The organism is Acidithiobacillus sp. TH-A36 (genome assembly GCF_057473445.1).
This window is the reverse complement of the sequence record NZ_JBYCKP010000630.1, coordinates 1-1,472: the sequence shown is the minus strand read 5'-3', so window position 1 is coordinate 1,472 and position 1,472 is coordinate 1. Positions and strand designations below refer to the sequence as shown.

The window sequence follows — 1,472 nt, the reverse complement described above, 5'->3', positions numbered from 1 at the left end:
GCGGCAGACGTCATGCTCAAGGAAGGCCGCAAGTTGGTGCTGGTGCCCCGGGAAAGTCCGGTTTCGACCATTCATCTGGAAAATATGCTGAGTCTGGCGCGCATGGGGGTGCGGATTTTGCCGGCCAGTCCGGGTTTTTACCATCGTCCCCAGCGCATTGAAGATTTGGTGGATTTTATGGTTGCGCGGGTGCTGGATCAGATTGGCGTGCCAAACCAGATTGGTCGCCGCTGGGGAGAGTAGGCAGTTTGCCGGTGGCCCGGAGGCTGTTGAGTAATCTTTCGCCGCGTTCCCCATGAAAAAATGCCTGAATATAGGGATGGTCCACGGCCTGCACTTCACTGAGGGGACCCACGGTCAGTACCTTGTGGTCGGCCAGTACTGCCACCCGGCTGGCCGTGGCCGCGAGACTGTCCAGATCATGACTGACCATGACCACGGTAAAGCCGATATCCGCATGTACCTGCCGCAGCAGTGCATCAAAATCCGAGGCAGCTATCGGATCCAGTCCCGAGGTGGGCTCGTCCAGAAAGAGAATTTCCGCTTCCATGGCCAGCGCCCGCGCCAGGGCCACGCGCTTGATCATGCCACCCGAAAGCTCGGCAGGCAGCTTCCACGCATCTTTGGGCTGAAGCCCGACCATCTGTAATTTCAGGGCCACCAGATCATTGATTTCGGTGCGGGTCAGGTGTCCCCACTCGCGCAGGGGAAAGGCAATGTTTTCGAAAACGGTCAGGGCGCTGAACAGGGCACCTTGCTGGAAAAGTACGCCCCAGCGCTGGCGCAGGGCAATTTGTTCGCGCAGGGTCAGGGTTTGCGGATTTTTGCCGAGTATGGTCAGCTTGCCATCGGCAATGGGGACCAGGCCCATCATGGCCCGCAACAGGGTGGTTTTGCCGGTGCCACTACCACCGACAATGGCGAGGATTTCACCGCAGTGGACTTTCAGGTCCAGATTGCGGTGAATCCAGTAGTCTCCGAAGCGGGTACCAATATTTTCCATGATGATGGCATCAAGCCGTTCCATCAGCTAATCCCCGTATTGGCAAATACCAGCGCGAGGATGGCGTCAATGAGAATCACCAGGGTGATGGAGAACACCACGGAATTGGTGGTTTCCCGACTCAGGCTGGTGGTGTTGGGCTTGACTTTCAGGCCATGAAAACCGGCAATCCAGGCAATCAGTATGCCGAAAACGGCGCCTTTGATAATACCCAGCCATAAATTGAAACTGGGAACGGCAACGGGCATTTCCTGAATGAAAAAGTGGTAGCTGATGCCCAGGTTGGCCTTGGCGACCAGCATGGCGCCGAGAATTCCCACCATGTCCGTCCACAACACCAGCAAGGGAACCACCAAAGCCAGGGCGATGACTTTGGGTAACACCAGGCGACGAATGGGGGGGATACCAAAGGTGCGCAGGGCATCGAGTTCTTCGGTGACGCGCATGGCCCCGATCTGGGCGGTAAACG

General features: G+C 57.3%; 3 protein-coding genes. 1 reads left to right on the top strand and 2 read right to left on the bottom strand.

The genetic code is table 11. The annotated features are described in order from the left end of the window. A partial coding sequence (locus AC2VLY_RS15765; RefSeq protein WP_486922610.1) for a UbiX family flavin prenyltransferase occupies window positions 1–243 on the top strand: 243 nt, incomplete at its 5' end. Here the strand turns inward: AC2VLY_RS15765 and AC2VLY_RS15760 are convergent. Next, the gene (locus tag AC2VLY_RS15760; RefSeq protein ID WP_486922609.1) at window positions 176–1,027 is read right to left on the bottom strand and encodes an ABC transporter ATP-binding protein; all 852 of its coding nucleotides are present in this window, start codon (window positions 1,025–1,027) and stop codon (window positions 176–178) included. The two genes, AC2VLY_RS15765 and AC2VLY_RS15760, sit on opposite strands and share 68 nt — an antisense overlap. Beyond that, on the bottom strand, window positions 1,027–1,472 hold a 446-nt coding region (locus AC2VLY_RS15755; protein WP_486892621.1), incomplete at its 5' end, for an MlaE family ABC transporter permease. The genes AC2VLY_RS15760 and AC2VLY_RS15755, both read right to left, overlap by 1 nt.

Excerpts from the sequence above, each read along its gene's own strand:
- AC2VLY_RS15760 (WP_486922609.1), bottom strand. The coding sequence starts at position 1,027 with ATGGAACGGCTTGATGCCATCATCATGGAAAATATTGGTACCCGCTTC.